This is a genomic window from Micromonospora echinofusca (genome assembly GCF_017614955.1).
GTDB classification, from domain to species: Bacteria; Actinomycetota; Actinomycetes; order Mycobacteriales; family Micromonosporaceae; genus Micromonospora; species Micromonospora echinofusca_A.
Window position 1 is genome coordinate 1 of record NZ_WVUH01000730.1, and the last position, 513, is coordinate 513.

General features: G+C 69.2%; 1 protein-coding gene. It reads left to right on the forward strand.

What is annotated here, in order from left to right; all coding sequences use genetic code 11:
* A partial coding sequence (locus GSF22_RS34120) for a hypothetical protein (RefSeq protein WP_208817986.1) occupies positions 1-513 on the forward strand: 513 nt, incomplete at both ends.

Genomic DNA, 513 nt, shown 5'->3' on the forward strand with positions numbered 1-513 from the left:
ACCTACACCAACCTCTACGAACCCGGCACCATCATCCGCGCCACCGCCCCCACCGGCGCCCCGTCCGTCCAGACGGCGTACTACTACGACCCCGCCACCGGCCGGGTCAACCGCAGCCCGGTCACCCGAGCCTCCGGAACCTCCTACGTCGCCAACCGCAAATACGACTACGACGGAGCCGGCAACCTCACCCGCCTCGACGACGACCCCGGAACCAACCGCGACACCCAGTGCTTCACCTACGACCACCAACGCCGTCTCACCCAGGCATGGACCCCCAGCTCGTCGGACTGCACCCAGGCACCGTCCTCCGGCGCCATCGGTGGACCAGCCGGCTACTGGCACAGCTGGTCATTCGGCACCCCGACCGACAACACCGGCCGGGTCGGCAACCGACTCGCCCAAACCGAACACGGCACACCCAGCGGTGACGTCACCACCACCTACGCCTACCCCGCAGCCGGCAGTGCCCACCCCCACGCCCTGACCAGCCACAGCCGCACCGACACCAAC